The following is an 8,192-nucleotide window of genomic DNA, read 5'->3' as shown; positions in this document are numbered from 1 at the left end:
TCCCTGCCGATTGGAACACAAGGAACGTCATCCGTACCTGGGCAAACAACAAACTCAGGATGGAAGACCAAAAAGGTCAGGAACACATCAAACTCGCCACCGACTACCAGAAGTCCCAACTCAACCTTGGCCACATTGTCGACTCAAGTCGCAACAAACGCGGAGAGAACGGTGAAGGCTTCGAACTCAGAACCGACGGCTGGGGCGCCGTACGGGCGGGTAAAGGCATATTGATCAGCGCAGATGCTCAGGGTAAAGCAGATGGAAATGTCTTGGATATGGAGGCTGCAATCAAGCAGTTGAAAGAAGCCCTAGACATGGCGCAAGGATTGGCAAAAGCAGCCAAACGAGCGGAGATTCCCTTGGGAGATCAAGAATCGTCTGGTTCCAGTAAAAATCTGATGGAGCAAGGAGAAAATTATGGTAATGGAGTCCCAGTAGACCTGGATGCTGATGGTTTGAAAAGTGCAGGTTTAATTGCCAGTGCTCCTGCTGGAATCGTATTGAGTACCCCAAAGGATGTGCAAGCCAGTGCCACTGAAAACATTATGCATACAGCAGGTAATAACATTCATAACAGTGCATTTAAAAAATTTACTGTTGCTGCCGGCGAGGTAATTCGAATGTTCGCGCAGACGCTGGGTATCAAAATGGTTGCATCCAAAGGAGATGTAGTGTTGCAGGCGCAGCAGGATAATATCACTGCTGCTGCGGCTAAAGATGTCCGAATCGAAAGTGTCAATGGCGAAGTAATTATTTCTGCATCTAAAAAGCTTACTTTAGTTTGTGATGGTTCATACATCACAATCGGAGGAGGGCAGGTTGAAATTGGAACACCTGGGCAGATTATCAACAAATCATCCGCTTGGCAGAAAGTCGGTCCTGCCAGCCAATCCGTCCAAAGTTCTATGCCCAAAGCGGCCAAAGGGCAGCTTGAGTTGCTTCATTATTATGCAACGCCAAAGAAAGATGGGGTAGCTGGAGGCAAATTCACAGTTATCGACAGCTCTGGACAAGTGCGCAAAGGTATTTTAGATAGTAATGGTTATGCAGTTGTGAGCGGGCTGGCTGAAGGTGCAGCAAAGGTGGTCTTTGGTAAAGATCCGAGAAATGGCCATGATGAAAAAGATATCATCGAAGAAGCTTTTAGGGTTTTGCCAATTGGTAAGCAAATCACATCAGATAAAAATCAAATTGCACAATTTGAATTTGCAAAAAAAGAAGTGAATTCACTTTTGGCAGATGTTAAAAATTTGGCTTCACAAGTACAAGCATTGAAGCAAGTTTCTGACAACGTAAAAAATCTATCGTATAAAGATTTAGCCAAAAGCTTATCCATCAAGCAACAGCCTGTTTCAGCTGAAAAGGTTATATCTAATATCAAAAAGAAATAATCTGAAATCCATTCAATTTTTATTGTTATATCAGTTTACATTTTAAAGAGTAATATCCAGATGTCTTTGAAAACAATGCCACATACAAAAGTTGCAGTTAGTCCTGCAAATACTTTTACCAAAGATGCCCGAGCAGGAGCCAACAAATTTGACAGTTGGCTCAGACAGATTTCAGACGGCTATATAACTTTGGATAGGCTGGCCATGGCTGCCGGATCCATACCTGTAATCGGCAATGCAATGGCCGTTGTTGATACCATGTTGGCAATTAAAGAGATGGTCAACAAAAAAGATACTAATACACTCGACTGGATGAATTTAGCTATTAATGTTATCGGGATTATTCCGGGGGCTGGTAATGCAGCAAGGACAACATTACGTCCTATCTTGCATTTAGTACGAGATCAAGCATTGCGGCACAAAGGACTTCTCACAGAACCTGTTGTTACTGCAATTGTCAATCACTTCGTAGAGGGGCATAAAGGGGATATTGATGGCTATATAAAGACTATCCAAGGACAAATGGATAGCATGCTTAAGGAAGTTAGCCGTCATGCTCAGCGAACCTTGTCATCCAGTGCAGATGCCCTATTAAAAATAGCTTCAGGAAAGGTTTTTGATACTCGCATGCTGCATCAAAAATCAAAGGAAGCTTTTAACAAAGCAACTATATCGACACTAGAGGGGCAGAATTTATATGTTGTATCACTCAGATATAAAACTGAAGCTGAGGCAAAAGATTTAGCAAACTCGGCTGTTGTCAAATTGGTTCCGGGACCGATTAAAACCAAGTTGACAACAATCGCAGCACAATTGAATGGATATAGCCAGAAAGTGGATGCCCGGATTATGGGGCTGGCAGGAGATTTATTAAAATTATTAAGCTTACTTTTAGAGGCTCTTAAAAAACGTAAAAACCGAGGTCATGCGGCTTCAGTTACTGGTAAAGCTCAGAAAACCAACCCAAATGCCCGCCTAGATGCATCCACTCAGCAAAATAAAAGTAAAGACAAGCCTTCTGACTGCAAAAGTTGCGGTACTGGTGCTTCTAAAAAATCTATTGATTTTGCTACCGGACAGGAAACCTTCACCCATACCGACTTTACCTTGCCCGGCATTATGCCGATAAGCTGGGGTCGTACCTACTGTTCCGGCCTTATCACCTATGAAAAAGGTGAATTAGGCGCACGCTGGATTACCCCTTATACCGCCCGCATCGGTATCCGCAAAAAAGAATTGTTGTATCACACCACTGACGGTCGGACCGTGTCTTTCCCATTATTGGAACCCGACAGGGCTTATCACCATCCGATAGAAGATTTTACGCTGATGCGGGTCAGTGAAGATATGCTGACCCTTAACGTTGGCAAAGATCTGCTGGAGATTTATGAGCGTTATGGGAATGCTTTCCGATTATCGGCCATTAAAGATCGCAATGGTAATGCACTTGGTTTTCATTATTCAGGGCAGCATTTGATTGGAATTAATGATACCAACAACCACCTGGTGGTTATTCACTATAACGAACAGGATAAAATCAGCCGTATTGAATTAGCCGGTGATAATGCCCGTATTTTGGCAAGCTACGAATATGATCAGGCTGGAAATCTTATCAAGGCTACTGATGAGGCAGGAGATGTTTACGAATATGCTTACAAAGACCACTTAATCACGCGTTATACGGACCGTACCGGTAGAGGTGTTAACCTTGAGTGGCAGGGACGTCGCCATTGGGCTAAATGTATTCGGGAATATGCTGATGACGGTAGCGGAGAATTAAGGTTGCGATGGGATGAAAACATCCGTGAAACAATCGTAACTGATGCTTACGGCCATGAAACCAGTTATTTGTATGATGCGGAAAATTATACTTACCGGATTATTTACCCCAATCATACCGAAGAATGGTTTTTCCGTGATGAGCGTAAAAACATTACGACCCATATCCATCCTGACGGTAGCGAGGACAATTACATCTATGATGATAAAGACAATCTGCTCGAGCATACCCGAGCAGATGGCAGTGTCGTTTCTTTCGAATACGATGCCGATAATAATCTGACTGCCGTTACCGACCCCGAGGGACACCGCTGGTTGCGTCAATATGATGCCAATGGCAACATGATTCTCGAAACAGACCCCGAAGAGAACGAAACCCGCTATCGCTACAATGATGCAGGCTTACCGATAGAAATCACCGACGCAATCGGTGGTATTAAAACCCTGACTTGGACGAAGGACGGACAAATCTCGAGTCATACCGACTGCTCCGGCTATACCAGCCGCTGGCAATATGACGACAGAGGCCGTCTGCAAACCCAAACCGATGCCGAAGGCAACAGCACACACTATAGCTATGATTCAAGGGGTAATCCCGAGGCTGTGATCCAAGCAGACGGCACGAGGGAATCCTACCTGCATGATGCGGAAGGCAGATTGCTTGAGCATACCGATCCGCTCAAGCAAAGCACCCGCTATACCTACGACAAAGGCGGTCGTCTCTTCATCCGTACCGATGCACTCGGACAACAAGTCCAATACCGATACGATCTAAACAGCCACTTGGTTGGGCTGCTGAATCAAAACGGCGATCTTTACGGCTTCCGCTACAACAGCGTCGGCGCGCTGACCGAAGAAAAAGGCTTTGACGGTAAAATCACCCGCTACCATTACACCCAAGGCAGCGGCGTACTCGAACGCATAGACGAAGCCGGTACCGTCACCAAATTGGACTACGACTCCGCCGGCCGTATCGAAAGCCGCAGCATCCTTGTGACCGATGAAAACGGAGAAGTACACGAAACCGACAAAGAAAACTACGCCTATGACCCAAGCGGCAGGCTGGCAGGAACCCAAAACGCCCACAGCCGCCACCAATACTTCTACGACAAACTCGGCAACCTTATCAGAGAATACCGCCACGACAGCCTGGACGGCACCGCCCGAAGCCATGTCTGGCATCACCGCTATGACGCATTGGGCAACCGTACCGAAACCATCCGTCCCGACGGGCAGCGTATCGGTTACCTCCACTATGGCAGCGGCCACCTGCACGGCATTACCCTCAACCATAATGAAATAGCAGCCTTCGAACGCGATAAACTACATCGCGAAACCGAACGCACCTTTGGCAAACATATCCGCCAACAAACACAATACGACCCCATGGGCAGAATCCTGCAGCAAATCCACAACCGCAGCCGGCGCGAATACGGCTACGATGCCGCCGGACAACTGACCCATATCCAAAGCAGAGGAGGTCAAACCCAATACCGCTACGACCCCATCGGCAGACTGATCGCCGCCGTCACACCCGACTTTAGCGAAACCTTCGCCTTTGACCCAGCCGACAACCGTCTTGACCTAAGCGGCAACAAACAAGACCATACAGGCCAAACAAACAGCCAAGAAAAACCGTCCCTAAACAAAGTCTGGGGCAACCTGCTTAAAGAGTACGCAGGTGTACACTACGACTACGACCAACGCGGCAACCTGATCCGCAAAACCCGCAACGGAGAAACCACAGACTACCATTGGAACGGCTACAACCAACTCGTTAAAATAGAAAACCGCAACGGCAGTACCGAATACCGCTATGACCCCTTGGGCAGGCGTACCGCCAAAATCCGCAACGGGGAAACCACCGTCTACCACTGGCAGGAAGACACCCTTGCCATCGAAAGCACAAACGGACAAAACACCCATTACCTGTTCGAACCCGGTACATTCGAACCGCTGGCGCAATTTCAAACAACCGAACCCATAGGCATAGAAAGGGAAGACAAACCCGCCGAGCCGTACGGCTACGACCCCGAAACCGATCCGCTGTTGAAAATCCCGCCCGAACCGCAAGGACAGTCCGAAGCGCAGCCCGACTTGGTTTATTACCAACCCGACCATCTGGGCACGCCGATTGCCGCACACAATGCAAAAGGCGAAGCCGTATGGACGGCCGAATACGAAGCATGGGGCAGAATCCGTAACGAAACCGTTTCAGACGGCCCTAAAGTCAACATCCCGTTCCGCTTCCAAGGTCAGTATTACGACGAAGAAAGCGGGCTGCACTACAACCGTTTCCGCTATTACGACCCTGAAATCGGGCGGTTTGTGAGTCAGGATCCGATTGGGTTAATGGGTGGGATAAATGTTTATGTTTATGCTCCTAATCCAATTAGGTGGGTAGATCCTAATGGTCTTTCTCCCGTTTCTCAAAATTGTCGCAACATAAAATACTCCAGAGGAGAGGTCATTACCAAAGTAACAGCTATTGTTAAACTCCATCAAAATCAAATTAAAAAAGTAGCTCCCGATGCCCGCGTTGGATTAAGAGGAAGTTTGGTAACGGGAAAAAGAGGAAACGGAACCCCTTGGGACCAAATTGAATCAGATATTGATGCTTGGGTTGCTTCAAAAACTTTATTTGATGGCAACAATCGGTACCCAAGAGAATTGAAACCTGTTGAAAATTCAATTAATACAGCGATTAAAACAGCACTTCCTTGTTTAGGGCGGGGAGGAAAAGTTTTCTCTTTTAAAACTCAAAGACATAATTTCATCGAAGGTGCTAGAGCCAGAAGTGAAAGAATTATTACAATATTTTAAATAATTTAGGGTTTTTTCTAAAGATGACTTACGAAGAACAATTAGTTTCTCTAAAAAAATCAAAGAATTTCTATGTTTACATTTATGAGTGGATTGATTTATTAGATTTTTGCAAAGTTAGCAATTTAAATCCACAGGATGAAGAGTATCAAATTATTACTACAGCTTTTAGACATGCTGGCTGGAAAGGGGATGGTATTTTAACAGAAATTTGGATTCCTCCTTTTGCTGTTGGAGCTATTTTAGAAGAACCTATCAATTATGCTGATGAGCTATGGAAGTCATGGCAGAATGGATTAATTTTATGGCATGTTAAACAGAGAGAGGATGGTTTATCTTTTATTGGTTCACCTAAAAAATTATTAATCCCTGATGTTGGGATAGATAAGGTTGTTGGTTAATTATTATTAAAGTGAGTTAAGGTTTAGAGAGACTGAAATTTTGAGGAATTAGGTGCTCCCCCTTTTTAGTTAAAATATTTTTTTGACATAAATTAAAGACATTCGGGTATTGCAGAACTATACGGTTAAGAACCAGAAGCCGATCCGCTGCTGAAAATCCCGTCCGAACCGCAAGGGCAGTCCGAAGTGCAGCCCGAATTGGTTTATTACCAACTCGACCATCTCGGCACACCGGTTGCCGCACACAATGCAAAAGGCGAAGCCGTATGGACGGCGGAATACGAAGCATGGGGCAGAATCCGTAACGAAACCGTTTCAGACGGCCTCAAAGCCAACATCCCGTTCCGCTTCCAAGGTCAGTATTACGACGAAGAAAGCGGGCTGCACTACAACCGTTTCCGGTATTACGACCCTGAAATCGGGCGGTTTGTGAGTCAGGATCCGATTGGGTTGATGGGAGGGATGAATCTGTTTGAGTATGCACCGAATCCGACGTTATGGGTCGATTCACTTGGTTTGCATAAAAAGAAGCGTTGCTGTAATGGCGACCCTTGTTCAGGAAAAAATCCTTCTGCTACTGCAAGAAGGTGGCAAGGATCCGATCCGTACCCAGGAATAGATTCATATAAAAATGTCGTTGTCAAAGCAGGTACAGTTTTGTATACGTTGTATCCGCACGGTAATACACCTGGAAATTATTTTGTGACAGCAAAAGATGTCTTAGCAGCACGGACTGCGAGGGAATACAATGATTCTGTTCAAGTATCTCATAAAGAGAATACAGACGGAGGAAAGAATATGCGAACCGCTTTACATGGTTTTATAGTAACAAAAGATACATGTACGGCTAAGGGAATAACGAGGGCAAATCCACATTTAGGTAAAGGGGGGGGCTACACAGTATTTCATTGAAAACATGGATAAAATAAATTTAAAATCAACCAATAAATTAATTAAATATGGTAAATGATATGAATAACTTACAAGTATCTATGAATCATAAAAAAATTACGATAGATAATAATATAGTGATTGATTTTATGGAGGAATTTCCTAATAAATTAAAGGAGTTTTTTACACTTTCTGGAAACAGCTATGTATTTGATAGAGAAATTACATACCTAAGTGAAAAAGCAAATATAATAATCGTTATCTCTCATAAAATTAAAATTTATATCATATTTAAAGATTATATTTATTTAGATAATACTATACTTAATTCGAAGATTGTTCGTAGGTTTATTAAGAAATATCCTATTTTGGCTTCAAGTTATGAGCTTATCAATCCAATGAAACTAGAATTTAAGAATTCGAATATCGTATGGGATTGTTTAAGTTTTACTTATGATGCAAAGCAAGCTGCAATAACCCTTTTGATCACTACATTAAATTAGCTAAATTCTTAAGAAATTTGTAGGCTTAGGATCATATGATTAATTGATCATAGTAATTACCAAATCGACCATCGCGGCTCATCAATTGTCGCACACAATGAAAAAAGCGAAGTTGTATAGTTAGTCGAATACAAGGCTTCAAATTCAACATCCCGTTTCGCTTCCAAGGTCAGTATTACGACGAAGAAAGCGGGCTGCACTACAACCGTTTCCGGTATTACGACCCTGAAATCGGGCGCTTTGTAAGTCAGGATCCGATTAGGTTGAAAGGCGGGGGAAATTTGTATGCCTATGTTGTCAATCCGACTTTATGGATTGATCCATTGGGATTGAACCATAGAAGTGTTTTTGGGAAAGCTGAGACTTTTGCAAAATAGATAATACAAAATATGGAAATAACA

6 protein-coding genes are annotated in these 8,192 nt (G+C 44.0%); all 6 read left to right on the top strand.

What is annotated here, in order from left to right:
- Positions 1 to 1,394: DUF2345 domain-containing protein (locus AAG834_RS05815; RefSeq protein ID WP_342031551.1), on the top strand; the 1,394-nt coding region annotated here is incomplete at its 5' end.
- 60 nt (positions 1,395 to 1,454) lie between these two features.
- Positions 1,455 to 5,996: an RHS repeat-associated core domain-containing protein gene (locus AAG834_RS05810; RefSeq protein WP_342031550.1), complete on the top strand. Its 4,542-nt coding sequence runs from the start codon at positions 1,455 to 1,457 to the stop codon at positions 5,994 to 5,996.
- Between the two features lie 23 nt (positions 5,997 to 6,019).
- Positions 6,020 to 6,397, top strand: a complete 378-nt coding sequence (locus AAG834_RS05805) for a hypothetical protein (RefSeq protein ID WP_049230708.1) — start codon at positions 6,020 to 6,022, stop codon at positions 6,395 to 6,397.
- A 186-nt stretch (positions 6,398 to 6,583) separates the two neighbouring features.
- Positions 6,584 to 7,309, top strand: a complete 726-nt coding sequence (locus tag AAG834_RS05800) for an RHS repeat-associated core domain-containing protein (RefSeq protein WP_342031549.1) — start codon at positions 6,584 to 6,586, stop codon at positions 7,307 to 7,309.
- Between the two features lie 59 nt (positions 7,310 to 7,368).
- Entirely contained in the window at positions 7,369 to 7,791 is a 423-nt protein-coding gene (locus AAG834_RS05795) for a hypothetical protein (RefSeq protein ID WP_049229843.1), read from the top strand.
- 116 nt (positions 7,792 to 7,907) lie between these two features.
- Positions 7,908 to 8,168: an RHS repeat-associated core domain-containing protein gene (locus AAG834_RS05790; protein WP_094113528.1), complete on the top strand. Its 261-nt coding sequence runs from the start codon at positions 7,908 to 7,910 to the stop codon at positions 8,166 to 8,168.
- Positions 8,169 to 8,192 lie beyond the last annotated feature (24 nt).

The organism is Neisseria sp. Marseille-Q2251 (assembly GCF_940793045.1).
Taxonomy (GTDB): domain Bacteria; phylum Pseudomonadota; class Gammaproteobacteria; order Burkholderiales; family Neisseriaceae; genus Neisseria.
Note: the sequence above shows the minus strand (reverse complement) of the source record. Positions and strands in the feature narration are given on the sequence as shown.